This window comes from Microcystis sp. 0824 (genome assembly GCF_003112475.1).
Taxonomy (GTDB): domain Bacteria; phylum Cyanobacteriota; class Cyanobacteriia; order Cyanobacteriales; family Microcystaceae; genus Microcystis; species Microcystis aeruginosa_C.
Map to the genome: position 1 here is coordinate 83,354 of NZ_BDSM01000013.1, position 26,318 is coordinate 109,671.

General features: G+C 42.1%; 23 protein-coding genes, 1 tRNA gene and 2 pseudogenes. 13 read left to right on the forward strand and 13 right to left on the reverse strand.

Annotation, left to right across the window (positions count from 1 at the left end; translation table 11 throughout):
- Nucleotides 1-271 precede the first annotated feature (271 nt).
- Nucleotides 272-1,158 (reverse strand): annotated as a pseudogene (locus N0824_RS05205) (IS630 family transposase); the annotation flags it as partial.
- A gap of 496 nt (nucleotides 1,159-1,654) precedes the next feature.
- Here N0824_RS05205 and speB point away from each other — a divergent pair.
- The 3 genes from speB to N0824_RS05220 all read left to right on the forward strand — a co-directional run bounded on the left by speB (nucleotide 1,655) and on the right by N0824_RS05220 (nucleotide 3,785).
- Complete coding sequence (speB, locus tag N0824_RS05210) at nucleotides 1,655-2,554, forward strand: agmatinase (protein WP_108936058.1); 900 nt, start codon at nucleotides 1,655-1,657, stop codon at nucleotides 2,552-2,554.
- A gap of 46 nt (nucleotides 2,555-2,600) precedes the next feature.
- Nucleotides 2,601-2,674 (forward strand) — tRNA-Val (locus N0824_RS05215).
- Nucleotides 2,675-2,735: 61 nt separating this feature from the next.
- Complete coding sequence (locus N0824_RS05220; RefSeq protein WP_108935971.1) at nucleotides 2,736-3,785, forward strand: aromatic ring-hydroxylating dioxygenase subunit alpha; 1,050 nt, start codon at nucleotides 2,736-2,738, stop codon at nucleotides 3,783-3,785.
- Nucleotides 3,786-3,801: 16 nt separating this feature from the next.
- On the opposite strand, the gene N0824_RS05225 is transcribed toward N0824_RS05220, so the two are convergent.
- From N0824_RS05225 to lysA, 5 genes are all read right to left on the reverse strand, one after another.
- Nucleotides 3,802-4,914 carry a hypothetical protein gene (locus N0824_RS05225; protein ID WP_108935972.1) on the reverse strand — a complete coding sequence of 371 codons (1,113 nt, stop codon included), beginning with the start codon at nucleotides 4,912-4,914 and terminating at the stop codon, nucleotides 3,802-3,804.
- 130 nt (nucleotides 4,915-5,044) lie between these two features.
- Nucleotides 5,045-5,359: a DUF1825 family protein gene (locus tag N0824_RS05230; RefSeq protein ID WP_002738222.1), complete on the reverse strand. Its 315-nt coding sequence runs from the start codon at nucleotides 5,357-5,359 to the stop codon at nucleotides 5,045-5,047.
- A 347-nt stretch (nucleotides 5,360-5,706) separates the two neighbouring features.
- The gene (gene uppS, locus N0824_RS05235; RefSeq protein WP_108935973.1) at nucleotides 5,707-6,456 is read right to left on the reverse strand and encodes a polyprenyl diphosphate synthase; all 750 of its coding nucleotides are present in this window, start codon (nucleotides 6,454-6,456) and stop codon (nucleotides 5,707-5,709) included.
- A complete protein-coding gene (gene cdaA, locus N0824_RS05240; protein ID WP_108935974.1) occupies nucleotides 6,453-7,373 on the reverse strand; it encodes a diadenylate cyclase CdaA in 921 nt (306 codons plus the stop codon). Before cdaA ends, uppS begins: the two co-directional genes overlap by 4 nt.
- A 22-nt stretch (nucleotides 7,374-7,395) precedes the next feature.
- Entirely contained in the window at nucleotides 7,396-8,799 is a 1,404-nt protein-coding gene (gene lysA, locus N0824_RS05245) for a diaminopimelate decarboxylase (RefSeq protein WP_108935975.1), read from the reverse strand.
- 33 nt (nucleotides 8,800-8,832) lie between these two features.
- Between lysA and N0824_RS20665 the strand changes: the two genes are divergently transcribed.
- Both N0824_RS20665 and N0824_RS05250 read left to right on the forward strand, forming a co-directional pair.
- Nucleotides 8,833-8,988 carry a hypothetical protein gene (locus N0824_RS20665; RefSeq protein ID WP_158269539.1) on the forward strand — a complete coding sequence of 52 codons (156 nt, stop codon included), beginning with the start codon at nucleotides 8,833-8,835 and terminating at the stop codon, nucleotides 8,986-8,988.
- A 39-nt stretch (nucleotides 8,989-9,027) separates the two neighbouring features.
- Nucleotides 9,028-9,753 carry a GUN4 domain-containing protein gene (locus N0824_RS05250; RefSeq protein WP_108935976.1) on the forward strand — a complete coding sequence of 242 codons (726 nt, stop codon included), beginning with the start codon at nucleotides 9,028-9,030 and terminating at the stop codon, nucleotides 9,751-9,753.
- Nucleotides 9,754-9,799: 46 nt separating this feature from the next.
- Here the strand turns inward: N0824_RS05250 and N0824_RS21220 are convergent.
- A pseudogene (locus tag N0824_RS21220) lies at nucleotides 9,800-11,118 on the reverse strand (RNA-guided endonuclease InsQ/TnpB family protein).
- Nucleotides 11,119-11,169: 51 nt separating this feature from the next.
- Here N0824_RS21220 and tnpA point away from each other — a divergent pair.
- Nucleotides 11,170-11,601, forward strand: a complete 432-nt coding sequence (tnpA, locus tag N0824_RS05265) for an IS200/IS605 family transposase (RefSeq protein ID WP_108935978.1) — start codon at nucleotides 11,170-11,172, stop codon at nucleotides 11,599-11,601.
- Nucleotides 11,602-11,696: 95 nt separating this feature from the next.
- Here tnpA and N0824_RS05270 read toward each other — a convergent pair whose 3' ends face one another.
- From N0824_RS05270 to N0824_RS05280, 3 genes are all read right to left on the reverse strand, one after another.
- The gene (locus tag N0824_RS05270) at nucleotides 11,697-12,644 is read right to left on the reverse strand and encodes a TIGR01777 family oxidoreductase (protein WP_108935979.1); all 948 of its coding nucleotides are present in this window, start codon (nucleotides 12,642-12,644) and stop codon (nucleotides 11,697-11,699) included.
- Between the two features lie 170 nt (nucleotides 12,645-12,814).
- Nucleotides 12,815-13,174, reverse strand: coding sequence for a photosystem II reaction center protein Psb28 (gene psb28, locus N0824_RS05275; protein WP_002753287.1), 360 nt, complete (start codon nucleotides 13,172-13,174; stop codon nucleotides 12,815-12,817).
- A gap of 104 nt (nucleotides 13,175-13,278) precedes the next feature.
- Complete coding sequence (locus N0824_RS05280) at nucleotides 13,279-13,392, reverse strand: PetM family cytochrome b6-f complex subunit 7 (RefSeq protein ID WP_043995981.1); 114 nt, start codon at nucleotides 13,390-13,392, stop codon at nucleotides 13,279-13,281.
- A 302-nt stretch (nucleotides 13,393-13,694) separates the two neighbouring features.
- On the opposite strand from N0824_RS05280, the gene N0824_RS05285 reads away from it, so the two are divergent.
- From N0824_RS05285 to N0824_RS05315, 7 genes are all read left to right on the forward strand, one after another.
- The gene (locus N0824_RS05285) at nucleotides 13,695-14,216 is read left to right on the forward strand and encodes a DUF192 domain-containing protein (RefSeq protein WP_108935980.1); all 522 of its coding nucleotides are present in this window, start codon (nucleotides 13,695-13,697) and stop codon (nucleotides 14,214-14,216) included.
- Nucleotides 14,217-14,587: 371 nt separating this feature from the next.
- Entirely contained in the window at nucleotides 14,588-14,782 is a 195-nt protein-coding gene (locus N0824_RS05290; protein ID WP_002732568.1) for a DUF2949 domain-containing protein, read from the forward strand.
- A gap of 176 nt (nucleotides 14,783-14,958) precedes the next feature.
- Complete coding sequence (locus tag N0824_RS05295) at nucleotides 14,959-15,795, forward strand: Rpn family recombination-promoting nuclease/putative transposase (RefSeq protein WP_108935981.1); 837 nt, start codon at nucleotides 14,959-14,961, stop codon at nucleotides 15,793-15,795.
- Nucleotides 15,792-16,670, forward strand: coding sequence for a flagellar assembly protein H (locus tag N0824_RS05300; RefSeq protein ID WP_108935982.1), 879 nt, complete (start codon nucleotides 15,792-15,794; stop codon nucleotides 16,668-16,670). The genes N0824_RS05295 and N0824_RS05300 overlap by 4 nt, the downstream gene beginning before the upstream one ends.
- Nucleotides 16,671-16,741: 71 nt before the next feature.
- Nucleotides 16,742-19,366 (forward strand): alanine--tRNA ligase, encoded by a 2,625-nt coding sequence (gene alaS / locus N0824_RS05305; protein WP_108935983.1) that lies wholly within the window; start codon nucleotides 16,742-16,744, stop codon nucleotides 19,364-19,366.
- Nucleotides 19,367-19,436: 70 nt separating this feature from the next.
- The gene (locus N0824_RS05310) at nucleotides 19,437-20,912 is read left to right on the forward strand and encodes an AAA family ATPase (protein ID WP_108935984.1); all 1,476 of its coding nucleotides are present in this window, start codon (nucleotides 19,437-19,439) and stop codon (nucleotides 20,910-20,912) included.
- Nucleotides 20,905-21,660 carry a hypothetical protein gene (locus N0824_RS05315; RefSeq protein ID WP_108935985.1) on the forward strand — a complete coding sequence of 252 codons (756 nt, stop codon included), beginning with the start codon at nucleotides 20,905-20,907 and terminating at the stop codon, nucleotides 21,658-21,660. The genes N0824_RS05310 and N0824_RS05315 overlap by 8 nt, the downstream gene beginning before the upstream one ends.
- 170 nt (nucleotides 21,661-21,830) lie before the next feature.
- Here the strand turns inward: N0824_RS05315 and N0824_RS05320 are convergent, their stop codons facing one another.
- The 3 genes from N0824_RS05320 to dnaB form a co-directional block, all read right to left on the reverse strand.
- The gene (locus N0824_RS05320; RefSeq protein ID WP_108935986.1) at nucleotides 21,831-23,147 is read right to left on the reverse strand and encodes a family 10 glycosylhydrolase; all 1,317 of its coding nucleotides are present in this window, start codon (nucleotides 23,145-23,147) and stop codon (nucleotides 21,831-21,833) included.
- 92 nt (nucleotides 23,148-23,239) lie between these two features.
- Nucleotides 23,240-24,817, reverse strand: a complete 1,578-nt coding sequence (locus N0824_RS05325) for a glycosyltransferase family 39 protein (RefSeq protein WP_108935987.1) — start codon at nucleotides 24,815-24,817, stop codon at nucleotides 23,240-23,242.
- A 1-nt stretch (nucleotide 24,818) separates the two neighbouring features.
- Nucleotides 24,819-26,150: a replicative DNA helicase gene (gene dnaB, locus N0824_RS05330; RefSeq protein ID WP_108935988.1), complete on the reverse strand. Its 1,332-nt coding sequence runs from the start codon at nucleotides 26,148-26,150 to the stop codon at nucleotides 24,819-24,821.
- Between the last annotated feature and the right edge of the window lie 168 nt (nucleotides 26,151-26,318).

The following is a 26,318-nucleotide window of genomic DNA, read 5'->3' on the forward strand; positions in this document are numbered from 1 at the left end:
TCAAGGCCGTTTCTTGAGCGATTAATTCCAGCTTCCGTTGATAGGAAAAACCTTCTTCTGTTATCTCTAAGTTATAGTATTTATTGACTTGAAACTGATTAAGAACCTTGCCCACTCTCAAAGCTATCTTATCTTGACCCTTTAAAGCTCTTTTCTCCCTTTGAGTCGCCTGAACAATAGAACTCTTGCAAATTAATTATATGTTATAGCGGTAAGCGCTTGAGTGAGATACAGACCAAGCTTTGCCTAGCATGGTTTATAGCTCGTGAAACTGTACCTCATACGACTGCACACCGCTATATAATGAGGCTTTTACATGAGTATTTAAGTTATCTTGAATTACTCTAATTTTCTGGGCATCCGGATAATGCTCATCAACCAAATATTTCATTTGGTGTGCATAATCGCTCGCCGTCCTTTGTTGTGTAACTTCTACATGTCGCCAACCTTGTAATGGTTCAAAAAACATAAACATATTCGCTACACCATTACGCTCATATTGATAGTCATACCTTTCTGGTTCTCTCGGTTCGGCTGGTATTTTCTCTTTTGTTTCTTTGACTAATTGTTTACAACTCTCATCAAAACACAGCCAGGGATTTTGCTGGTCATACTCACTATGATAAATATCCAAGACATCTTCCATGGCACAGACAAACTCCGCTGATTCTTTTGGGGGAATGACCCATGATTGATTCAGCCATGGTTTCAATTCATTTTTTTTAAGGTTTTTCTGATGGTTTCTCGTGATATTTTTTCCACATATTCAAGTTCGACCATTTTATCTGCCAGCATTTGAAGTGTCCATTTTGCTCGTCCCGTTGGTGTTTCACTACAAGCGATGGCAATCAGATATGCTTCCTTTTCCCCATCGATAATTTTGGCACGGCGATGTTCTTGCTTTTTTCGAGTTAATGATGATTCAATTCCTGACTCGACAAATCTTTTTCGTACTCTCTCAATGGTGGCTTGAGCAACATTTAAGGCTTCACTAATTTTCGAGTCAGTCCAACCACCTTCCTGTTGATTGACGTCTGCTAAAAGTAGTATTCTGGCATGGTTCATTTTGTACGCTGCTATTTTTCCTTTCTTGGTTAGCTGCTCGAGTTCAGTTCTTTCGGAGTCTGTTAGATCTACAATATATTTTTTCTTCGGCATTTTTTTGTCTGAAGTTGGATAACTTCTTCCAGATTAGCTCTTTTTTATCCCTCAAAACAAAATTGATGCTCTAATAGATACAGCTAACGGCAGTATCCTGATACCAGAATCAGCGTCTAACAGTAGGTTTTGTCCCCTTAGATATTTCTGGCTAAAACTAAATATTTAGCCACGGCGTTAGGAACTAGCGTCGTTAGATGCAGATGGTAGAACCGCTACCTAGTAGAGCCGTCAGGACTCGAATGGCAAGTTTACCGCGAGAAGCGTCAGAAGCGCAAAATCTGTGAGATTAGTCTTGGAAACGCTAATCGAGCGCGAAGCGGATTAGCGTAGTTCATTAAACATGGGTACAGCAAAAAAAGTTAAGGGATGTATCCATTGATGGATAAGGTTTTTCGGCTATTGTAGTAGATACGTTTGGGGTCAGTTGAGATAGACAAAAATAGTCAAAATATTTATAATGGAAGATTGGACTAAAATTTTCTGTGATTTGCCCATGTTATTGTCTTGCGCCACCGGTAGGGAACAGTTTTTAGGGAGTGAAGCGATCGCCACTTACGCCACAGCTAAGGCCGTAATCCTGCCGATTCCCTACGAGGCCACCACCACCTATCGCAAGGGTTGTGAAACCGGGCCGGCGGCGGTGATTACCGCTTCCCAACAATTGGAAGCCTATGACGAGGAACTCAAGAGGGAAACCTGTTTAGAAGTGGGCATCTATACCCATGATGCGATCGCCGATACCCGTCAACAACCGCAATTGTCCGCCGAGGAGATGTTAGCCGTCACCACAGCTACAGTTTCCCGTCTAATTGCCGATGATAAATTTGTCGTCGCCGTCGGGGGTGAACACGCTATCACTACGGGAGTAGTACAAGCTTACCGACAGGCTTTATCGGAACCCTTTACCGTGGTTCAAATTGATGCCCATGGCGATATGCGTTTTGAGTACGAAGGCTCCCACCATAACCACGCCTGCGTGATGCGTCGGGTGTTAGAAATGGGTTTACTGACCTTACCCGTGGGAATTCGGGCTATTTGTCGGGAAGAAGCGGAATTAATCGCTAAACAGCAGATTCCCGTGGTTTGGGATCGAGATATCGCCGGTGATCCGAATTGGATCGAAAAAGCGATCGCCAAAATCACCACCGAGAAGGTATTTTTAACCATAGACGTGGATGGCATAGATCCGGCTTTAATTCCGGGGGTGGGAACACCTGAACCGGGGGGGTTAAGTTGGCATCAAACCCTAGGCTTTCTCCGTCGTCTTTTCCAAACTCATCAGGTGATTGGCTGCGATGTGATGGAATTGGCCCCGATTAGTGATTCGGTGGTTTCGGAATTTACCACTGCCAAGTTAATTTATAAGTTAATTGGCTATCAATTTACTGCCTAGGGGCTTGCCTAATTAGGAGCAATCGTGTTATGATAACAATTCGTGCGGACGTATAGCTCAGTTGGTTAGAGTACATCGTTGACATCGATGGGGTCACTGGTTCGAATCCAGTTACGTCCATAAGGTATAATCTTGATTTCTAATGATAGGATGAAGGATCGAAGCTCTCCAGAGAAACCCTATGACTAGCTTACTGCGCGACTTTTGGTATGTGGCCACACCGGCAAATAAACTGAAACCCGGTCAGCTAATGGCCAAAAAAATGCTAGGTGAACCGATTGTTGTCGGTAGGAGAGAGGATGGAGAAGTGTTCGCATTGCGGGATATTTGCCCCCATCGTGGCATTCCGCTGCACCATGGCTGGATTGAAGGGGATGGGGTGTACTGTTGCTATCATGGCTGGAAATTTAACACTAGCGATGGCGTTTGTTCTGAGATCCCCTCATTGACCGAACACGATCGCCTTGATATTAGCAGAATTTGCGTCACCAGTTATCCCTGTCGCGAAATACAAGGTCATATCTGGGTGTTTATTCCAGCAGACTCAAAAAGAGAAATTAATCAAGAAAATCTGCCTCCTGTGCCGACTATTAGCGCTTTTGGCAAACTTACCCCCAAAGTAGCCGAAACTATCACTTTTGACTGCAATATTGACCATGCAGTGGTGGGATTGATGGATCCGGCCCACGGTCCCTACGTTCATACTTCTTGGTGGTGGCGCAGCGGTCCGCGCAAATTTCGGGTCAAGGAAAAACAATACGAACCTGTTCCCCTCGGTTTTCGTCTTGCTCCCTATGATATGCCCGTCAGTGCGAAACCTTATAAAATTTTGGGTAATAAGGTATCGATTGAAATTGTTTTTGAATTGCCCTCGGTGCGTACAGAAATACTACGAGGCGATCGCTATTTGGCCTGTGCTTTTACGGCAATTACTCCCATCGATGAAAATCACTGCGAAGTCCATCAAAGTTTATACTATACGATTCCTTGGTTGGCATTTTTAACCCCTCTTTTGCGTTATTTAACTCTACAATTCCTCAAACAGGATCGCGATGTGGTGATTAAACAACAGGAAGGACTTAGTTATCATCCGGCTTTGATGTTAATTGATGATGCCGATACCCAGGCCAAATGGTATTATCGCCTTAAGCAAGAATACGAGAAATCTCAAGCAGAAAAACGGGATTTTGTCAACCCCGTTAAAGCACAGATTTTACGATGGCGCAGTTAGAATTCGATGATTTTATTTAGGTTCTGCTCAGGGATTTATTGACACTTGTTTCAATTTGATAAATAGAGGAAAGGACGCTACCTTGATGATTATTGACTAGATCGTATTTGACTTCTTGTAAATAATTAAAAATGGCATCCCGCAGAATCGGTTTTTCAATGTTTACCGTGTGCTGATAGTCCCATAAATCCCAAACTATCAAACCAATTCCCACGATTGGATCGATTAATTCTGCCCCAAAACTACTCGCTACTGCTCCACCGGTTTTAGTGGCAATTTTCGCCCCCGTTTTTCCCGCTAGGGACAAATAAACTGTGCTGCCCACTTTCATCACTGGGATCAGAGATTTAACTCCTAAAGCAGTGGCACCACCGACTAAAAGTTTAATTGATGTGTTAGAAATATTGCCCTCGGTATCTTGAATTGTTATGGCTATATCGCTAAGATAACGGTCCCATTTGCCTTGGGGAATTTGATAACTGGCCTGAATATTCTCTAATTCATTGCTTAAATTACTGACATATAAATTAACGGCATCCCTAGTAATTCTCTCTAGACGTAATTGGGCCTCTTGGGGACGAATTACCCGTTTAGTAAACTCGGTTTGAATAGTTTTGGTCAAATTTTCTGCCACCACCTGTTCCGGGGGTGGATTATCTGTATTGACCCAGTGAGCGATCGAGGAGTATAATCCGCTTAAAAAGGCCTTACCCTCAAATTGTTTTTGATTGAAATAGTTAAAATACCAAGGCAGAAAACCCTGATCTACTCGTGTCATCAACTCCTTCACCCATCCCTCAATTTCTCCTAGGGCAAAGGTTTGAGAATTTGCTCTCGCTGTCTGTAAAGCTTGGCTAATTTTTTGATCGATTTTACTGTTCGATTTTTGGGGTATAGTGACGGGAATCTCTAGGGTAGTTTCAGTAGCAACCTTAGTTTTTAACGGTTCATTGCTGGCAGTTCCTAGCCAAATTTTCCCTAAAAGAGGCACAATAACCACTAGAACAACTATAGCCCAAATTAACGGGGTGATCGCCTTAATCAGTTGACTGATCGCCTGAATGCGGTTAGTTTTTTCACTATACTGAGGTGGCTCAATATTTTCTTGTGAATCTGGCCTGGAGTTCATCAGCTAACCTACTTAAAATTATTAGATCATTGTTCTCGAAAAACCGCAGAAACCCCAATTTTCCGAGCGGTAAACTGGAGAGGCCATTATCGGGTAAAAGACAGCCAATACCCGATAAATATCGGCAATTTTAGCGAATTTCTGCCTTCATCCGCTCAAGGGTTTGCTGCATTTGGTCGAACATCATTTGCGGAGTCATACCAAATTGACCTAGTTGGGTTTTTAGCTGTTCTACGGTCATTTGGGCGGAGAAATCCTCAGATAACTCAAAACGCTTCATAAATATCTTGTAGCGTTCCATTAACTCCTCCATCCTATCGATAAAGATGATTTTACCCTCTCGATCGAATTTCCCGTACTCGCTGCCCAGTTGTGTGAGGGACTGGTAATCCTCAAATAGCTGTCTAGCTTCCTGTTGAACCACTTCTGAGTCAAAGAATCCCATAATCTTAAAACTGCTTATCGTCGATAGTTATTCTTCCCCCTATTTTATTTTAGTCGGGGAAAAAGTCTAGCTCTGGCCGATTTACGGATTACCGTATTGGGGAAATTGAGAGGATCACAAACGGCCTCCCCTCGCGGTTTATCCTAAATCCAGTTATTAAAAACCGATTATCTATTCCGCCTTTTGCCTCTTGCCTCTTGCCTTTTGCCTATCCTGATATGTTACCTATACTTAACGGATTGAGTATTAACCGTTGCCCCAGGGAGTTTAAGATAAAAAGTGAAAAATCAAAAATTGTCCTTTAACTGCTCCACAGTGGCTATTTCGCTAAATTTGGGCTGCAGCCCTTATAATTTGCCAAAACGACGATGACGACCCTGATAATCTTTTAAAGCGAGGTGAAATTGCACTCGATCGAAATCGGGCCAGAGGGTGTCAGTAACGTAGATTTCCGCGTAGGCCATTTGCCAGAGTAAAAAATTACTAATTCGCATTTCACCACTACTGCGAATTAACAGGTCTGGGTTAGGAATCCCAGCAGTATAAAGATACTGTTCAAAGAGAGATTCATCGATCGCTTCCGGGGAGATTAAACCCTGTTGCACCTGACGAGCGATCGCCTGACAAGCTTGCACGATCTCCTCTCGGCCACCATAATTAGTAGCTACCGTAAATTGAATACCGGAATTTTTGCTAGTTTCTGCTTGAGATTTAGCAATTTCCCGTCTTAAAGACTCTGGCAAGGCTGATAAATTACCAATAAAGCGAATTTTAACATTTTCCTGCATCATTTCCTCTAATTCGCGCCGCAAAACCCGCTCGAATAGAGTCATTAAAAACTCTACTTCCTCGAGGGGACGACCCCAATTTTCCGTAGAAAAAGCATAAGCGGTCAAAGCGGGAATACCCCAGTCACGACAACAGCGCAGCAAGTCTTTGAGCGCATCTACTCCCCGTTGATGGCCCATAATCCGCGGCAAACCACGATTTTTCGCCCAACGACCGTTCCCATCCATAATCACTGCGACGTGCTGAGGCAAACGGTTTTTATCTAAATCCGTAGGTAATTCTGGTGATAAGCTCGGTTTAAGAGTCATTTTCTATCTTTGGGGGTTGCGCTGGGCGAACGGGAGAACTTTTCTAAGATTAGACGACCTTTTAAGCCAATTGTACGCCCTAAACGTCCCCAACTCGGTGCGACCACTTCCCCCTCTCCCGACGGAGAAAACTTCGCTTCGAGCAGCTCTTTTAGTTTACTGCTGGTTAAAGGCCGATCCAAATTACCCCCCGACGCGAGGGAAATCGAGCCGGTTTCCTCAGAAACCACAATACAGATACAATTATCTAGCCTTTCGGTAATGCCCATGGCTGCCCGATGACGGGTGCCTAATTGCCTAGAGGTACTGCGCTCCGATAGGGGTAGAATAACACCAGCGGCCACCACTCGATCGCCGCGGATAAATACGGCCCCATCGTGCAGTAAAGTTTTAGTTTGAAAAATAGTTTGAATTAATTCCTTAGATACTTCGCCATTTAGCGTCACCCCCGGATTGACAAACACCCTGGTGTCGAGATTGCCACTGGTTTCTAATACCATCAGCGCACCGGTGCGATTTTGAGATAGATCCTTCACCGCGTCCACTAACTCATCAATGACATTATCGGTCTTGGGAGTGGGGGAACTTTTTTTAAATAATTCCCACACTTGACCTTTGCCCAATAATTCTAAAAAACGGCGGAATTCCGACTGAAAAATCACAGCAATCGCCACTGCTGCCCCCAAAATCAATTTTTCTAGGACTAACCCTAGCAAGCGCAATCCTAGGGCATCGCTAATCACCGAGGCTAGCATTAAATAGATTAGTCCTCGTACCATCCAAAAGGTACGCCGCTCGCCGATAATTAGCAGCAGCATATAGGTAAGCAGCAGAACTAACCCAAAGTCTAGGACTGACAGACCATGGCTGAGAATCCAGGACAATAACCGGCGAGGGTCCAGAAAAAAACCCGACATGGGGGGACAATAGCGATGAGGTTTATATTAAGGAGAGTCGAGTGGGTAGGCGGTCTTGACGCAGCAGATCCGCCAGATTTTCCCGTTCAAGGATCAGATTAGCTTCTCCGTTGTGGACAATTACCGCCGCCGGACGGGGTAAGCGGTTGTAATTAGAAGCCATACTGTAGTTATAGGCTCCTGTGGCTAAAACCACTAAAATATCCCCCGGGTTGGTTTTCGGTAGCGTAATATCCTTAATTAGAATATCGCCGGATTCACAATGTTTTCCAGCTATTGTCACTACTTCCTGACATTCTTGACTCATTTTATTGGCGACCACGGCCCGGTAAACCGATTGATAGGTAATCGGTCGGGGATTATCGGACATTCCGCCATCGACGGCGATATAGGTGCGGATTTCGGGGATTTCTTTGCGATTACCCACTGTATAGGCCGTTACGCAAGCGGTGGCAATCAGAGAGCGTCCCGGTTCGGCAATAAGCAGCGGATAAGCGATACCTCTTTCCTGACAAGCTTTGGCCACTGCTAAGGACACTGCTTGCACCCATTCCTCGATACTTGGGGGGTCATCACTTTCGAGGTAGCGAATCCCTAAACCACCACCGACGTTTAATTGCTCTAGGGGTAAACCCCGTTCTAAACCTAATTTAAACCAGTCTGCTAAGACAGCGGCTAAGTCTTGGTGGGGTTGACGTTCAAAAATCTGGGAACCGATATGAGCGTGTAAACCCAGACAATTCAGCTGCGGATGAGCTAAAACATAGTCAAATACCGCTTCGATTTGATGGGGGTCAAAACCAAATTTACTGTCTAAGTGACCCGTGCGAATATATTCGTGGGTGTGGCACTCGATGCCGGGGGTTAAACGCAATAGGATCGGAATAGGGTTATCAGGACGATTTTCGCCTAATTTAACCAGATTTTCTAACTCTAGCCAGTTATCAACGATAATAATGCAGTTATGCTCAATCGCATATTCTAACTCAGCGATCGATTTGTTATTACCATGAAAGTATATCGGCACATCAGTTTTATTGATCTGGTCTAAAGCGGTTAACACCGTGTGAATTTCTCCGGCCGACACCACATCAAAACCTAATCCTTCACTAGCGACCACGGCCGATACGGCCAGGCAATTCCACGCTTTCGAGGCATAAATTACCCTAGATTCTCCGGGATAATGAGTCTGGAAACCTTGCAGATATTGACGACAGGCAGTGCGGAGGGTGACTTCATCGACAATATACAAGGGTGAACCAAAACGTTCCACTAGGGTGGTCACATCGCAACCACCGATTTCTAGACAATCGCGGTTATTAACCTTGGCCGTCAGGGGTAACAGGGTTTGATTCGGGGATAGACAATCTTGATAGGCTAAATATTTTTGTCCGGAATTGCTGATTTTAGGTTCAGTTGATAGCATGATCGGTGTTTTTTGTCAAGAAATCGATAATTTTTGTTACAATCTCCGCGCATCCCCGATTCAGTTAAGGGAATTTTGACCGTCGGTGATCTAGATAACCAAAATAGTTCTCTCTTTCAGTGTACGATCAACGACCCGCTAAAAATCCCTTTTTTGTCAGGAAAAAATCGAGCAGCCACCCCGAAATAGTGGTAATAGTATTGAAGGAGTGGTCTTAAAAGTGATGATATGACTGACCAGAATGGCGTGTTAGTAGAAGAACAGAGCGAGGATATTACCCGTAAGATGAGTCAATTAGCCACCGAGTCGCCGAAAAATCAATTACAGATTCTGACACAATTAGCTGGGGACGGAGAAGCTGGCCTAACTGTGTTGAGAGATTTTTTATTAGCCCTGCGGCCCACTCCTGTTAATCTGGTGACAGGTAAGGCCTATCAGTTGCTCTATCAAGATAATAGCGCTCAGAGCAAGGAGTTTTTAGCTAATTATTTCCCCACGGGTATTGTTCCCCTCGATAGTGCTAAGGGTATCGATTATCGACTTTTACAGGAATTATTGGCTAAACAGGATTTTCAAGCTGCCGATAGTCTCACCCGTCAAAAACTCTGTGAATTAGCAGGAGAAGGAGCAATACAGAGGAAATGGGTCTATTTTACGGAAGTAGAAGCTTTCCCCGCTGTGGATATTCAGACTATTGATAATCTTTGGTTAGTTCATTCGGAAGGGAAATTCGGTTGGTCGGTGCAGCGCAAATTATGGATAGGTGTGGGACAAGATTTCCCGAAACTCTGGCCGAAAATTGGCTGGAAAAATGGCAATAATTGGACAAAATACCCCCAAGAATTTATCTGGGATTTAAGCGCTCCCGTCGGCCATTTACCCCTGTTAAATCAACTGCGCGGGGTGAGAGTGGCTGCCTCTTTATTCTCCCATCCCGTCTGGAGCGAAAATTGACTCTCCCCCGCTAACCGCTCGTGCGGTGTAGCGGGGGATTCTTGGTTCATAGGCTCTTGACTAGATCAAACAGGTTTAACCGGACGACCCCCGTCAGACCGCCTCCGCAAGCGTTTTCTAACACGGTCAGTCCGACCGCGTTTTTTCCTCGGTTCTTGATTACCTTTGCTGATGCCGTATCTCTCGGTTCGATGTGACCGCAGGAATCGCATCGGTGAACTCTTTCCGATAACGACTTTTTACCAGTAATCGCACCGCAATTCGGACACTCTTGCGAAGTTCCGTTTTTATCGACCTTAAGATAATATTTTCCCCGTTTCCAAACAACAAATGGTAGTATCTCGTTAATAAAACTACCGATGCCCGAATCCAGAGATTGTTTTCTATAGCGGTAAGCGCTTGAGTGAGATACAGACCAAGCTTTGCCTAGCATGGTTTATAGCTCGTGATACTGTACCTCATACGACTGCACACCGCTATAACGATCCCTCTAGACCAGGAAACAAAGTTAATATCTTCAACGAAGATGTTATCAGCGATATCACAAAGATAATGAGCTAGTTTAAAGTGCCAATCTCTACGAGTGTTAGACACTTTTTCATGTAATCTTGCTATCTTCTCCTGAAGTTTTAACCAATTGTTCGAGCCTTTGACTTTATGTTTCAAGCGTCTTTGTAGCAATTTAAGCTGACTTTGTACTTTCAACAAAAATCGAGGGGCTTTGATTAAATCTCCCCGTGAAGTAGCTACAAAACTTTCAATTCCCGCGTCGATCCCTAAACAGGTTTTCCCAACTGTCATATCGGGAACTAATTCCGGAGATTGGAAGGAAACCGAAACGTAAAATCCCGACGCTTTTCGGATAATTCAAGCTTGTTTAGGCTCGAACCAGGGCGGGTACTCTCTGGATTTCCTAATCCGAATTTTTCCCAATTGTGGAAAATTTAAGTATTCGTCACCTAAGAAGTTTTTTGACAGCGCAGGAAAAACAAAACTCCGCATCTTTTTCTTAAATCTAGGAAAGCCAAAGCCTTTCGATTTCATGTCAGAAAACGCCTTATCTAAAGTTTTTAAGACTTGCTGTAAGACTTGAGCGTTAACCGTCTTTAATATCGGATAAACTTTTTTAGCTTCCGTTAGATTTTTAGCTTGAACGAAGTAATTAGGATAGGGTTCATACGCAGGAATTATGTACTCGGAAACTAACGAACAACGATCCGCAAGACACTTTCGAGAGTTTAACCAATCTTTCCGTTCTGAGAGTGCGTAATTGTAAACGCTTTTACAAACATCGAGAATGTGGACGATCTTTTGTTCCTGTTGCCTGTTTACCTTTAGTTTGTACTGGTAGGTAAGCGTTATCACTGTCGTTCGCGAGGGTGATGTACAATCAGATTATAACATTTACCGCCTAATATGTTAACTGATTACCATCATGGATTTCGCTCTGTTTACAAACTTACTGCTCACGTCGTATTTGTCATCAAATATCGGCGGAAAGCTATTAACGATGAAATCTTAGCCCGACTTAAAGAAATCTTTGCGTCAACGCTCACGAAATGGGAAAGCGCGTTGCTTGATTTCAACGGTGAATCGGATTACGTTCACCTGATTATTGATTACAAGCCTGACATCGCTTTATCCAAACTAATCGCTAACCTTAAAACAGTTAGTAGTCGCTTAATTAGAAAAGAATTTCCGGATTTGGCGGCAAAGTATTTCGACAATAAACCTTATTTTTGGACGGGAGCTTATTTTGTGGCTAGTTGTGGCGGCGTTACCGTCGAACAACTAAAAAAATACGTCGAGAACCAAAACTCCCCGAAAGTGGAAACGCTACCGCGTTAGTTTCATTCTGGTGGCGATTCTACGCGGTTTAACGGGAGTCCTCTGGCTCCATTGAGATAGATTGAGAATACTTGTACAGCTAGTGTATCAGCTTTCTACATTTTCGGGACAATTTCCTCTAAGGCCGCTTCTAGATTAGGATAGCGATAGTCAAAACCGATCGCTTGGGTGGCTTTTGGCAGCACTTCTTGACCTTCTAAGACGATTTTTGCTCCTTCTCCCAAGAGAATTTCGAGGGCAAAATCTGGCACCGGCAACCAAGAAGGACGCTTCATTACTTCCCCTAAAATCTGACAGAATTCTTTCATCCGCACGGGATTGGGTGCAGTAGCGTTGAAAGTGCCGCTAATTTCTGGGCGATCGAGACAATAGATAATTAAATTAATTAAATCATCCCGATGAATCCAAGAAAACCACTGACGACCGCTGCCAATCGGTCCGCCGGCAAAAAGTTTGAAGGGTGGGATCATTTTCCCTAAAGCACCCCCATTGCCTAAAACAATACCAGTGCGAAGAATGACTAAACGAGTGCCGTAATCTTTAACTTTTTGGGCGGCCGTTTCCCACTTTTTACAGACATCTGCCAGAAAATCGCCACCGGGAGGGCTGTTTTCGTCAAAACTAGCGGTTTCACTGGTTCCATAGTAACCGATCGCCGAGGAGTTAATTAAAACTTTCGGTTTCTGGGCAGCAAGTGCGGTCGCAACGCGCTCGCTACGCGAGATCGCCTCGACAATTTTCTCGGTGCCGATTTGCCGACTAGCGACGATTGCCTGTTTTACTTCACCGGTCCAGCGTTCCGAAATCGGTTCTCCCGCTAGATTAACCACCGCGTCACATCCAGAAATCTCTTTTTGCCAATCCCCCGATTCTGTGGCGGTATAAGGGATAATCTCTATCTTAGGATAGATTGACTTTGGGTAAATTCTTCGGGCTTTATCGGCATTGCGCGTCAAAATTAGGATGTCATCGCCACGATCATGGAGTTTGACCACCAATCTACTACCCACAAATCCCGTCGCCCCAGTAATCGCTATTTTCATGGTTTATTGACTAAATTTATCCTTATTTTAGCTGGTTTTTAACTATCAGAACTCAGGAGTCAGGAGTCAGGAGTCAGAAGTCAGGAGATTATTTTTATTTATTCTCCCTACTCCCCACTCCCCAATTCATAATTCATAATTCATAATTCATAATTCCCACTCCTGTCTTCTCACTTATCCTGATACCCCATCCCGTTAGCGGCTGCATAACGATTCATAAAGCGCATAAAACGCTCCCAGTGTTCATCGGTGATTTCAAAACCACATTCTACCCGTTGAATTTCATCTCCTTCATCTCCTCCAAAAATAAATTTAGTCGAGTTGGGAATCACTGTAATCACTCCTTCCTCATCGGTGAGACGGAGATCACCGTAGGTACGGGTGGTGAAACTTTGGAAACGTTCGATCGCTTTCAGGGTTTTAAAAGTCATCAGGACATTGCGAATCCCGGTATTTTTATTTTTGCGGAGACTAACACCGCTTAATTCTTCTGATAAACCGACAAAAAACTCGATCGTGGGAGTGGTCATAGGTATAGCTATAAAATTTTAGTTATTGATTTTCTCTTAATTACTTTGGAAGGGGAAAAGTAGTTCATGATTACTAATAAAGTAACCATGAACCGAAAAACAAGCTATTCCGCTTCTCCACCTTGGATTTTGAGGAGGAGAAAACCCCAAGCTAATCCGACAAGGACGAGAACGCTCGCCACGATCGGCCCATTAAATAACATACTTTCTGCGGTCATGGTGATTGCTCCTGAGCCTACAATAATCGATCAACAGATCAATGGTATTTTAACCTACGAAGGCGATCGACTGCAGCCGGACTAGGGCAAAATTGAGGGAGAAAATCGGCAAATAAATTTGAGAACTTTACTAGTATATATGTTCTAGCTATGCCGCCCCTCTCCTCAAGGAAGGATGCTCACCCCGATGCTAGATATTTTTAATACTATCTTTATATTTGCCGTCGCCACTTTGTGTTAGGGTCTTATCTGCTTAATTCTCCACTTATACTAGAAAAATTAAGTATTGATAACTATTGGTGATGACTGGTAAAAAATCCTTTATGCTCAAGATTAAGTTAATATTATTCTTAGGTTTGTTGCTGCTGAGTTGTCAATTGACTAATCTCAATGGTAATAATAGTTCAATGGCTCAGATTACAACTGAGAATCAAGGGCAAATATTACCGATCACGGCCAAAGCAGATATTAATGGTCAGATGATTGAATTAGAAGTAGCTCAAACCCCAGAACAACAGGCCAAGGGTTTAATGTATCGCTTGTCTTTGGAGAAGAATCGTGGTATGCTATTTCCCTTTGCACCACCTCTGATAGCCCGGTTTTGGATGAAAAATGTCTCGATTCCTCTAGACATGATTTTTCTAAAAGATGGTATAGTAAAAGCAGTTTTGCTCAATGTCCCCCCTTGTGCTGTGGATCCTTGTCCTGTCTATGGGCCAAATACCATGGTTAATCAAGTGATCGAACTAGCTGGGGGTCGAGCCAAAGAATTAGGAGTGAAAGAAGGAGATAAAATTAAGATTGAGTCTATCTCAAGACCTTAATTTTTGAAAATGGTTTTAACTTTCTTATGGAAAGTGTGCCTTGTCCGGAAATATAAGTATGGCTTTTAGAAGCTATTAGGCATTTATACTGTTTAAAATCTAACCATATCGATTAAGATTTTCATAGTCTATCAAATGATAGATTGAATAATCTTCACACTTGCTATAGATTAAACAGAGACAAAATTCTGCTCGCTCTAACGGGACTATCTTAAGAGAGCCGGCGATTTTTAGGAAAGCACTCTCTATCCTCTATCATCGAGATAGCTTAGATACAGAGAAAACGTTCGCTAGACTAACCGTCCTTGAAACCGATCAGGTGGTGTTTTGTTAAAATCACGAGATGTACTATTGAGGAAAAAAATACCCCTATGTCAACGATTGCCTATTCCCAATTCCGACAATTTCTGCAAGAGGAATTGTCCCTTCCCCAAGAATCGATCGCTATGGCCGAGCGCTCGATCCAATCTGATAAAATTCATTTACCGATGATTCTCTGGCAGTACGGTTTAGTGACCTTGGAACAATTAGACAAAATTTATGATTTTCTCGAAGAGGTAGTCTAATCTTACAATTGCTCACTATTGACAAGGAGAATAATTGCCATGGCTGCTGATAGTTTCTGGCACAATTTGAAAATTCAGATTCCAAAAACTACTAATCATCACCTGAGAAGTGGGTTATTTAAACCCACTTTTTTAATAGCTATACAATTGAGAATTATCGATTAACTGCTCAGTCCATGAAACCCCATGACCAATTTGCCAAAAACTACCTTGAACAATTACTTTCTCCCCTGGGAATCGTCGAAATCAGCAAAGAAGTCAGCGACGAAACTCGACAGATAGATTTATTTTTTTCCCCCAATCCCGAACCCAACCCCGATTATCTGGGATTATTAGGCAGAATTGTCCTTAATACTGTCTTAATTGAACCCTATCGCAATCCTCCCAACCGGAGCGAGATTCGTAATTGTTTAGCGAAACTTTTGACGATTTTGGCCGAACTGCAAAGACAAGCTAAACGGGAAAATCAGAGTTACAATGAAGACAATTCCCCTCGTTTATGGATTTTATCCCCTTCCGCTAGTCTGACTCTTTTAGAGAGTATTGGGGCAGAATTAGACCCAGATTGGCCAGAAGGAGTCTATTTTCTTCCCGCGCTTTATCGCACGGCAATTATCGCTATTAATCAATTGCCTGTGACTGCTGAGACTCTCTGGTTAAGATTATTAGGAAGGGGAAAAACTCAAAACCAAGCGGTGCGAGAATTGTTAGAATTACCTCAAGGTAATGCTTTTCGGGAAAATGTCCTGGAATTATTAATTAGTTGGCGGGTTACTATGGAAATAAATAACATCCTAGAAACTGAAGATAGAGAGGTGTTTATGACCTTATCTCAAACCTATCAGGAATGGAAGGAAGCAACTAAACAGGAAGGACGACAGGAAGGACGACAGGAAGGAAAACTGGAATCTATTCCCCGTTTGCTTGCTTTGGGTTTAAGTGTGGAACAAATCGCTCAAGCTTTGGATTTAGACTTAGAACAAGTCCGACAAGCTATTCAAGAAACTCCATGAAACCCCATGACCAATTTGCCAAAAACTACCTTGAACAATTACTTTCTCCCTTGGGAATCGTCGAAATCAGCAAAGAAGTCAGCGACGAAACCCGACAGATAGATTTATTTTTTTCCCCCAATCCCGAACCAAAACCCGATTATCTGGGATTATTAGGCAGAATTGTCCTTAATACTGTCTTAATTGAACCCTATCGCAATCCTCCCAATCGGAGCGAGATTCGCAATTGTTTAGCGAAACTTTTGACGATTTTAGCCGAACTGCAAAGACAAGCTAAACGGGAAAATCAGAGTTACAATGAAGACAATGCCCCTCGTTTGTGGATTTTATCCCCTTCCGCTAGTCTGACTCTTTTAGAGAGTATTGGGGCAAAATTAGACCAGGATTGGCCAGAAGGAGTCTATTTTCTTCCCGCGCTTTATCGCACGGCAATTATCGCTATTAATCAATTGCCTGTGACTGCTGAGACTCTCTGGTTAAGATTATTAGGAAGGGGAAAAACTCAAAACCAAGCGGTGCGAGAATTGTTAGAATTACCTCAAGGTAATGCTTTCCGGGAAAATGTCCTGGAATTATTAATTAGTTGGCGGGTTAGTATGGAAATAAATAACATCCTAGAAACTGAAGATAGAGAGGTGTTTATGACCTTATCTCAAACCTATCAGGAATGGAAGGAAGCAACTAAACAGGAGGGACTCGAACAAGGACTAGAACAAGGACTAGAGCGAGGACTAGAGCGAGGACTAGAGCGAGGAAAACTAGAGGCTAAACTGGAATCTATTCCCCGTTTGCTTGCTTTGGGTTTAAGTGTGGAACAAATCGCTCAAGCTTTGGATTTAGACTTAGAACAAGTCCGACAAGCGGCGCGAGAGTAAAGGTGGAGAGTTAAAACGCAAAAATGCCACAATGGATAAAATAGGCATTTTCTGACTAACTGACATCCTCTATGAGTAACCACCTAAGCGGAAGCGAGATTCGCCAGCGATTTTTAGACTTTTTTGCGGCCAGAAACCATAAAATTCTCCCTAGTGCCTCTCTAGTCCCAGAAGACCCCACCGTTTTGCTGACTATTGCGGGAATGCTCCCTTTTAAACCGATTTTCTTAGGGCAAAAGACCCCAGAATTTCCCCGCGCTACCACTTCTCAAAAATGTATTCGCACCAACGATATCGAAAATGTCGGCCGAACTGCCAGACATCATACTTTTTTTGAGATGTTGGGCAATTTTAGCTTTGGTGATTATTTTAAAGAACAAGCGATCGCCTGGGCCTGGGAATTGTCCACAGAAGTTTTTAACCTTCCCCCCGAAAGATTAGTCGTTAGTGTCTTTAAAGAGGATGAGGAAGCTTTCGCTATCTGGCGCGATAAAATCGGTATTCCTGCCCATCGTATCCAAAAAATGGGCGAAGCGGATAACTTTTGGGTATCGGGTCCCACGGGTCCCTGTGGTCCCTGTTCGGAAATTTACTACGATTTTCACCCGGAATTAGGGGATAAAACCATCGATTTAGAGGATGATAGCCGTTTTATCGAGTTTTATAACCTCGTCTTCATGCAGTATAACCGCGACGCGGATGGCAATCTGACACCCCTAGCGAATAAAAACATCGATACGGGGATGGGTTTGGAACGGATGGCGCAAATCCTGCAAAAAGTCGCCAATAACTACGAAACTGACCTAATTTTCCCGATTGTCGCTGAAGCGGCCCGGTTAGCAGCGATAGACTACCAGAAAGCGGACGAAAAAACGAAAGTTTCCCTAAAAGTCATCGGTGATCATGTGCGTTCAGTAGTACACATGGTGGCGGATGGTATCTCAGCATCGAATACTGACAGAGGTTACGTCCTGCGTCGTCTGATTCGGAGAGTAGTACGACACGGGCGTTTGATCGGTATTGAAGGTCAATTTATCACCAAAGTGGCGGAAGTGGCGATCGCTCTTTCCGAGTCCGTCTATGGCAATGTTCGGGAACGAGAAAGGGTGATCAAGGCAGAATTAGAGCGAGAGGAAGCGAGATTTTTAGAAACCCTAGAAAGAGGCGAGAAACTGCTCGAATCGATTCTAGAAAAAGAAAAAAGCCAGATTTCGGGAGTCGATGCCTTTACCCTTTATGATACCTATGGCTTCCCCCTCGAACTCACTCAAGAAATCGCCGAGGAGCAGGGTTTAAGCGTCGATACGGCGGGTTTCGAGGAGGAAATGAAAAAACAGCAGCAAAGATCAAAAGCCGCCCACGAAACCATAGATTTGACGGTACAGGGCAGTTTAGATAAGCTGGCAGAACATATTCACCCGACGGAATTTCTCGGTTATACGGATTTGCAAGCAACCGCAACAGTAACGGCGGTTTTAGTCGCCGGTAAAACGGTGGAATCGGCCGCAGCAGGCACTGAGGTGCAGGTAGTTCTCGATAAAACCCCTTTTTATGCCGAATCGGGTGGACAAATCGGTGATAAGGGTTATTTAACTGGCGATAATCTGCTTATCCGCGTGGAGGATGTGCAGAAAGAATCGGGGATTTTTATCCATTTTGGCCGGATTGAGCGGGGAGTCGTCACCACCGGCGATACAATTAATGCTCAGATCGATCGCTCCTGTCGTCGTCGCGCTCAAGCTAATCATACCGCGACCCATCTGCTACAATCGGCCCTGAAAAAGCTTGTCGATGGGGGGATTTCCCAAGCAGGTTCCCTCGTCAGTTTTGAGCGCCTCCGTTTTGATTTTAACTGTCCTCGTCCCCTGACTAGCTCTGAATTGCAACAGGTGGAAGAACAGATTAACACTTGGATTGCCGAAGCGCATGACACCGAGATAGCGGTGATGGGATTGGAAGAAGCGAAGCAAAAGGGAGCTATTGCCATGTTTGGCGAGAAATACGGCTCAGAAGTGCGAGTTATTGATATTCCTAGCGTTTCTATGGAATTATGCGGGGGAACTCACGTTAAAAATACCGCCGAGATCGGTTTATTTAAAATCATCTCCGAGACGGGAATCGCTGCGGGAATTCGTCGCATCGAAGCGGTGGCCGGCCCTGCCGTGTTAGCATACCTGAATGAACGGGATCAGGTGGTGCGGGATCTGTGCGATCGTTTTAAGGTCAAACCTCTGGAAATTCCTGATCGCATTACGGCCCTACAATCAGAGTTAAAGGGGACACAAAAGCAGTTAGAAGCGGTTAAACAGGAGTTGGCACTAACTAAATCGGATGCTTTGCTATCTCAAGCTGAATCTATCGGCGAATTTAAGCTATTAGTCGCTTCTTTGGGCGATATTGATGCCAATGCTTTGATGGCCGCAGCCGAAAGACTACAGCAAAAATTAGGGGAAGGGGCAGTGGTTTTGGCCTCGACTCCCGCAGCTGATAAAGTGAGTTTAGTGGCCGCTTTTAGTCCCCGGGTGATTAAAGATAAGGGTTTACAAGCGGGTAAATTTATCGGTGCAATCGCTAAAATCTGCGCTGGTGGTGGTGGTGGTCGTCCCAATTTAGCTCAAGCTGGGGGACGGGATGCTAGTAAGTTAAGCGAAGCTTTAGCTAAGGCCAAAAGTCAGTTAACTAGCAGTTTACAATAGTGTTAAGGGTGGGCATTTTGTCCACCTTTAAAAAATTAGTTATCCTCTCGGTGTGATTGGTAAAAATAATATGGAACTACTGATCAAGAATTTGGGGTCAATTAGAAATAATAATCAAGCAATAGATTTAACCAAGAAGTTTTATACTTTTATTGGCTACAACAATAGTGGCAAAACCCTAGTTTCTCAGCTTTTATGGACAATTTTTAATCATGACAATATTAGAAAGTTTTCCGAAAATACCCAAATTGATTCTTTAGTAATTGACTCTGAAAAACCTATTAAAAAAATTACGATCAATCAAGAATTAATCGATGAGATTCTCAATAAATTTAGCCAGTTTATTGAAAAAGAAGTTGTTAATACCTACAATCTTGATGCTAGTATTAAAGAAACGATTATTGGTTCCAATAAATTAATTTTTCAAGCGGATATTAAAGAATTTAAAGAGACGGAATTTCAACCAACTTTTTCGGTTCGTGTTGCAGGAAATAATGATCTGGAGTATTTACAGATTAGCAAGCGCAAAGGTAGCCTAACAATAAATATAAAAGAACTTAATATACCTGAGAAAGTATTTGATCAAATACCCAGAGACTTTTTTGAGAGATTTAACCCATACAAGGAATCAGTAATTATTCCGTCAATAATAAGAGTGCTTTTGTCTCCGATACAAGATACTTTTTTTATCCCCGCTAGTCGTAGCTTTTTTCCTGTTTTCTACCAGTACATTTATGAGATAGAAAGAAATAAGAGAATTGAGTCTAACCGTCTATTTTTAGAATTAATAGAAAATATTGATGATGATAGTGACAGTAATGAAGATAAATTAAAACGTCTTCGGGAACAATTACCCAAAAGGTCTTATACAGAACCAATGAATAAAGTGATTGAGTCGCTTTATTCTCTCAATACCAAGAAAAAAATTAATTCAGTTTATAATTCTCTGATTGAAAAAATGATCGGATTAATGGGAGGAGAAATCACGATTTCTAGCCTAGAATTGATCGCACCTATTCAATTTTCTTTTAAATTCGATGAAAGCAAAGATTTACCTATGTATCTAGCTTCATCTTCAGTCAATCAGTTGACTATCTTGTATCTTTATCTCAAATATTGGGCCAAGGAAAAAAACAATTTTTTGATGATAGATGAACCAGAAGTTAATTTGCATCCCGAAAATCAAATTCGCTTAATGGATATTTTAGTTCAATTTGTCACCGAGCATAATAATCGGGTTTTGATCACCACCCATAGCCCGATTTTAACCGATATTCTCAACAATTATGTTTATCTTCATACCTTAAAAAGTTATGATGTTGATGTCACAAAAATTATTGAAGATAATCAATTAAAAAATTTAAATCCAGAAATTTCAATTGCTAAAGAAGACTTAGGAGTTTACTTTTTCACGGGTGATAAAATTATTGATTATGGAACCAGTCAATATGGTGTTTATTTTCGTAATTTTACAGAAGTTATCAACTCTGTGCAGAAATCTGGAGAAATTTTAACCAATCATATCTATTTAGCAGAGAATGAGTAAGTCTAACTCAAAAAAAGAAATATTTTCCCTTAGACAAGAGTTTCATCAAGCTTTAGAAAAATCGGGTTTTATTGAAGAAATCTGCCTTAGTCAGGATGAGTATATTCAAATTCTAGAAACAAATAAGAGCGATTTAAAGAAAGTAGTTATTAATCACTTACAGTTATCGTCTAAAAATGACAAAAATATATCTACAGAAGTAGATAAAATCTGGGTTATCAATTTAGAAAAAGAGTTACCCGGTATCTCTGCTTCTGGCAAAACCCCTGAAAAAGCTATATTAGTTTTACAGAGAAAAGTCAATGATGCTGGTAAATTTCTCAATTATCATCTGCAAATTTGTTTAATTGAACTCAAAGCATCCCTACAGGCAAAAAAAGGCAAAGAAAGCACATTAAAGCAGATTGCTGGTAAATTTCAAAGCGGGATGAATAGAATCTATATGCTTCTGACTCTCAATAATCATGCTAATCCCCAGAAAAACTATCAAGATACAGAAATATTTGTGCATTTCAGAGGAATCATTTTTTATAATCGTAACGAAATTAGTGAGATTGCCAAAGAAAATGAGCCAGACTATAATTCGAGCGAGAGTACCTTATATAAAATTCTCTCTCCATCTACAACATCAAATTTATTAACCCTAGAAACCCTATTAGAAGAACGAGATAAAATCGTCGTTAGGTTTATCAAAAATCCCAATCAAAATCAAAATTATATCACCATAGGACTGAAAGAATTACTCTGAATAAATGCTGCTTCTCTGCAATATTGACAAGCTTTTTAGCTGGCAGCCTTTCACTGTTTACTGTTTACTGGACGGCTACGCCGTGCCTTTGGCAACACTGAAAAAAAACCGCCACTCTCCTATACCTTTTAAACAGGATTTAGTATAATTTTGATGGGCAAAAATTGCTATTAACTACCCGGAGGGGGAATTACAGGAATTTCGATCCCGTCCGGCGCTAAGGGGGGAGGTGTGGGGGTTAGTTCTGGCTGGTCAACAGGTTCAGGTGTACTAACTAAGGGAATATTTTCCAGCACGGGAAGACGGGGAGTGATGGGTTGGGAAAACATCGCTTGAATTGCCGCTTTTCTGGTTTCTGGAGGTTCCAAAGCTTGCTGCCAGAGACTTTCATAGAAGAAGAAAATCACCCCTAAACCCCGTTGACGAGCAGCCAATACCTTTTCTTCAATAAAGGGTAGGGCAATCGGTCGATTGCGTAAACCGGTTAAAACTCCCACACCAGTGGGGATAGTTTGCTGGGTTTCCTGAATTTCGGGACGCTCTAATTGCTTGAGAAAACTGGGCAGATCGGGACGATAAACCTGTACGATTAACTCATCGACTAATCCTTGCCGCACCCAACCGAGCCAATCCTGTAAATGACCATTATAGGCGAATTCGTAGGGATTAGGGGCGATCGAAAGCAGTATATTCGGTTTAATTGCCTCAATTGATTCTTTGAGATTAGCCAGAAAAGCAGTGATTTTATCGGCCCGCCATTTTGTCCATTCGGGATCCCGGGGGTTAGCCGGAGGTGTTTTTTCCGTTTCCTGTTGATAAAGGGCGATAGTATAGGGATCATAGCCGAATTCGTTGGGTAAACTCAGATGATCGTCGAATTGGATGCCGTTAATATCGTATTGTCCCACCACTTCCAAGACTAATTCCCGCAGAAAATTCTGCACCTCGGGACGGAAAGGATTCAACCACACCACCTCACCGGCTGCCCCCACCCAAGTGGTCCCTCCGTCGCGTTTTTGGGTTAACCAGTCCTGATGTTTTAAGGCTAATTCTGAGGTGGGAGGGGCCATAAATCCGAATTCAAACCAAGGAATGACCAATAATCCCCTTCCACGGGTTTGTTCCACCAATTCTGCCAAGATATCTTGTCCCTGCACTCCCGTAGGCACAAAAGGCTGTATTCCTTCCCGTTGAGCGATCGCACTAGGATAGAGAGCATAACCGGAATTCCAAACCACGGGATAGATAGCATTAAAATTAAGATTAACTAATTGCTCGATCGCCTGTTGTCGTTTATCCCTGTCCATCAGCATCGCAGTATCGTTGGTGGTAATCCAAACACCGCGGATATCAGGATCTCGACTTTGAGAGAAAGCGGCAGAAAAATAGCCTAAGAATAGGACTATGAGAAAAGATGCTAAGAATAGTAGTATAGGGAGCTTTTTAAGAATTTGCCGCCAAATGCTGGTCGGAATTAGAAAAGTCATTTCTTTAAGGTGAAGATTAACGCTTTTAACTGGTTATGATAACAGCTTTGCTCAACTCTTTCAGGCTAGATTGACCCAGAATATATATTTGCCTATTTCTTCCCTCGCCACAATTGACCTTGAGGATAGAAATAATCAAGACGAATATCGAATTGATCTAGGGCCAGTAATAACCGATTGGAAGGACGAAAAAGAAATAAGTTGACCCCTGGAATTTCTAGGACTTCTTTTAACTTATCGGTATCGGGGTTAGTGGTAGTCAGGAAGTATTGTACATCAGAATTAAGACGATAATTAAGGGAAAGCAAATCACCTAAGTTAGTCCAGTCATTACCTTCGTCGCTGATAATAATGGCATTGGGTACAGCATTGATTTTTCTGGCAACTTCGCCATTCCAATAACTAGGAACTTTTGCCCAAGTAGTTTCGGAAAGAGCATTATTAAAGTTTGATATTATACTAGCAGTTAACAAAAAAATCAAGATAATTTTACCGAAAATTCTACCTTGATTAAGCAATTGTGATAAGAAAAAAGCCACAGTTATATAGATAGTAGGAAAGGACGCAATTAGATAACGGGTGACAGTTGATCTAGTGGTGGTCAAAATTAGATCGGGAATGACTAAAGCTAGGAAAGGTACTAGGGTTGAGGTAATCAGAAAAGTAAAAGCTATCGGGTTATTGTAGCGATAAACTCGCTCAAAAGCATAGATAGTTAAGATTAAAAAAATTAGTCTATATATATAGGTGAAGATGTTATTAAAACCAAAATCGCTATCGCTAAATGGAGAAGTAAAAGTTAAGAGCCATAATTTACCAAACAATCCCCAATCGAGATAGTTAACGGCAGCCCAACTGGTGGAGTTAAAGGCCCTTTGAGAGTTAGTTAAAAAAACCTGTAACCAGGGTATATATAAAATTATCATTGTTAACCCAGATAACAGGAAAAATATCAAGTTATTTTTTCGCTCTGGTTTCATAACAAGATACCAAATTATCAAGACTGCTTGAGCAAATAAGTTGAGAATAAAAAAGAGATGGGTGTAGAGTCCGAGAGTATTAGAGAAGGTGTATAAAGACCAATTAACAAGAGTTCTTTTTTTGAGACATTTTAACAGCATTAATTGACTGATTATCGTTAACAAAACTAAAAGACTATACTGACGAGACATTTGAGCAAATATTATATCAACTGGAGAAAGTGCCAATAAAATTACTGCTAAAATTGCCGTTAATTTTGATGCAAATAATTCTAGGGATAGATAGTAAATAAATGGCAGGGAGAGAAGACTAAAAAAAATCGCTAAACTGCGGGAAGAAACGGGAGAAAAACCGAATATTTTTTCCCAATAGCGAGAGATCATAAAGTATAAAGGTGGGTGCTGAGGGTCTTCTTTAGCGAGAGATTTTATTGTATCAAAAACATTACTTTCGGGTTTCAGTTGTTGAAATTTTCCTAATTCTGTGGTAGATAAAAGACGATTTTTAAAGATAGTATCGGCGATTTCCTTTGCTTGATAACCAGTGGTTCTAATCGTGGTGTAGGATTCATCATGCCAATAGATTTTTTTATCGATATTTGCCAAACGAAAAACCACACCGAGAGTTAGGATAATTACCAAAAGTATTAAGAGCCAATTGGTCTTTGTATAATTAATATTTGCTTGCATTTTAATAATTAGAGCGACTTTGTTTAAGATTAAGAAACTTGGTAAATTCCGGTTGAAAAAGTAGCTTAATTGTGCCGGTGGGACCGTTACGGTGTTTAGTAATAATTACTTCGGCCACACCTCGATCGGGACTATCCGGGTTATAATATTCATCTCGGTATAACATCATAATTAAATCCGCATCCTGTTCGATCGATCCCGACTCGCGTAAATCGGACATCATCGGTCTTTTATTATTGCGAGATTCCACAGCGCGACTTAACTGAGAAAGAGCAATTACCGGAGCATGAATTTCTCTCGCTAAACCCTTAAGACTGCGGGTAATTTTAGAAATTTCCTGAACGCGATTATCACCTCCACCTTCCATTAATTGCAGATAATCGATTAAAACTAAGCCCATTTGTCCCTTTTTTTCCGCCTGTAAACGCCGCACTTGGGAACGCATTTGAAGCACACTTAAATTGGCACTATCATCGATATACATGGGCAAATTTAATAACTTTTCTAGTCCCCCAAGAACCTTCTCTAAATCATTTTGTCCCAAACGGCCCGAGCGAATCCGATTACTTTCGATTTTAGCCTCATTCGATAACAAACGTTGGGCTAATTGTTCCTTGGACATCTCCAAACTAAAGATAGCTACAGGTAAATTCTGTTGAGCGATATTATAGGCAATATTAAGAGCAAAAGAAGTTTTTCCCATGGAAGGCCTACCCGCGATAATAACTAAATCCGAGGGTTGTAAACCACTGGTCATCGCATCGAGATCATAAAATTGAGTTTCGATACCGGGTAGAGTGGTCGTCTCCTGCATTTTCTCAATTTCGTTAAAAGTTTCAATTAAAGTATCCCCCAGAAAAATTAAACCCTCCTGGGGTCGTTTTTGGGTGAGACGAAAAATCTTTTGTTCCGATTCATCGAAAACATTTTCTAATTCTAGCGTCGTATCTCTGGCTAATTCGATAATTTCTCCCCCGGTGGAAATTAACTGACGACGCATATATTTATCCATCACTAATTCAGCATAGCGATCAATGTTGGCAGCCGAAACAGTGCGCTCAATTAATTGTAACAATCGCGGCATTCCCCCGATTTCTTCCAGCAGATAGTTATCTTGTAACCAACTGCTAACCGTCATTAAATCCGTCGGTTTTCCCTTCCCTTGTAAAGCAAGTGCCGCACGATAAATATCTTGATGGGTTTTCACATAGAAAGCTTCTGGAATTAAAAAATCACTGATTCTACCTAAAGCTTTTGGATCTAGTAAAATGCCACCTAAGATAGATTCTTCCGCTTCAATATTTTGGGGGGGGAGGGACTGATCGCTAATCATTGTCAATGCTGACCGTGCTTTATCATTAATATTGTATAGTCAGTTTCACCGTAATTAAATACAAATGTTCAGGTTAATGATCGGGGTTGGGTTTTGGGGTTTTAGGGTTTTGGGGTTTTAGTTGAAATTTCCCCACTTCCCCACTTCCCCACACCCCACACCCCACTT

Coding starts and splice junctions, on each gene's coding strand:
- N0824_RS05250 (WP_108935976.1), top strand. CDS start 9,028: ATGACTGACCAGAATGGCGTGTTAGTAGAAGAACAGAGCGAGGATATT.
- N0824_RS05290 (WP_002732568.1), top strand. CDS start 14,588: ATGTCAACGATTGCCTATTCCCAATTCCGACAATTTCTGCAAGAGGAA.
- N0824_RS05315 (WP_108935985.1), top strand. CDS start 20,905: ATGAGTAAGTCTAACTCAAAAAAAGAAATATTTTCCCTTAGACAAGAG.
- alaS (WP_108935983.1), top strand. CDS start 16,742: ATGAGTAACCACCTAAGCGGAAGCGAGATTCGCCAGCGATTTTTAGAC.
- dnaB (WP_108935988.1), bottom strand. CDS start 26,150: ATGATTAGCGATCAGTCCCTCCCCCCCCAAAATATTGAAGCGGAAGAA.
- N0824_RS05285 (WP_108935980.1), top strand. CDS start 13,695: ATGACTGGTAAAAAATCCTTTATGCTCAAGATTAAGTTAATATTATTC.
- N0824_RS05300 (WP_108935982.1), top strand. CDS start 15,792: ATGAAACCCCATGACCAATTTGCCAAAAACTACCTTGAACAATTACTT.
- N0824_RS05225 (WP_108935972.1), bottom strand. CDS start 4,914: ATGAACTCCAGGCCAGATTCACAAGAAAATATTGAGCCACCTCAGTAT.
- speB (WP_108936058.1), top strand. CDS start 1,655: ATGTTATTGTCTTGCGCCACCGGTAGGGAACAGTTTTTAGGGAGTGAA.
- N0824_RS05280 (WP_043995981.1), bottom strand. CDS start 13,392: ATGACCGCAGAAAGTATGTTATTTAATGGGCCGATCGTGGCGAGCGTT.
- psb28 (WP_002753287.1), bottom strand. CDS start 13,174: ATGACCACTCCCACGATCGAGTTTTTTGTCGGTTTATCAGAAGAATTA.
- N0824_RS05320 (WP_108935986.1), bottom strand. CDS start 23,147: ATGACTTTTCTAATTCCGACCAGCATTTGGCGGCAAATTCTTAAAAAG.
- cdaA (WP_108935974.1), bottom strand. CDS start 7,373: ATGTCGGGTTTTTTTCTGGACCCTCGCCGGTTATTGTCCTGGATTCTC.
- lysA (WP_108935975.1), bottom strand. CDS start 8,799: ATGCTATCAACTGAACCTAAAATCAGCAATTCCGGACAAAAATATTTA.
- N0824_RS05295 (WP_108935981.1), top strand. CDS start 14,959: ATGAAACCCCATGACCAATTTGCCAAAAACTACCTTGAACAATTACTT.
- N0824_RS05325 (WP_108935987.1), bottom strand. CDS start 24,817: ATGCAAGCAAATATTAATTATACAAAGACCAATTGGCTCTTAATACTT.
- uppS (WP_108935973.1), bottom strand. CDS start 6,456: ATGACTCTTAAACCGAGCTTATCACCAGAATTACCTACGGATTTAGAT.
- N0824_RS05270 (WP_108935979.1), bottom strand. CDS start 12,644: ATGAAAATAGCGATTACTGGGGCGACGGGATTTGTGGGTAGTAGATTG.
- N0824_RS05220 (WP_108935971.1), top strand. CDS start 2,736: ATGACTAGCTTACTGCGCGACTTTTGGTATGTGGCCACACCGGCAAAT.
- tnpA (WP_108935978.1), top strand. CDS start 11,170: ATGTTAACTGATTACCATCATGGATTTCGCTCTGTTTACAAACTTACT.
- N0824_RS05230 (WP_002738222.1), bottom strand. CDS start 5,359: ATGGGATTCTTTGACTCAGAAGTGGTTCAACAGGAAGCTAGACAGCTA.
- N0824_RS05310 (WP_108935984.1), top strand. CDS start 19,437: ATGGAACTACTGATCAAGAATTTGGGGTCAATTAGAAATAATAATCAA.